Raw genomic sequence first — 213 nt, forward strand, 5'->3', positions numbered from 1 at the left:
GTTTACAAATTTATTTTTTAATAAANTTTATTATTATTGTTAATGTTGGAATTATAAAAATTNCTATTATACATATAATTTTAACTATATTTTCTATGGTGGATAAATTTATATTGTTTATTATTCATAATATTGAGTCTATTATGAAAAATANTTTTTTAGTAGGATTTATTTGTAAACAGTGTATAGTGTAAAAATATCAATTTAATTATA

It is taken from the genome of Spiroplasma sp. hyd1 (assembly GCF_016082235.1).
Classification (GTDB): domain Bacteria; phylum Bacillota_I; class Bacilli_A; order Mycoplasmatales; family Mycoplasmataceae; genus Spiroplasma; species Spiroplasma poulsonii.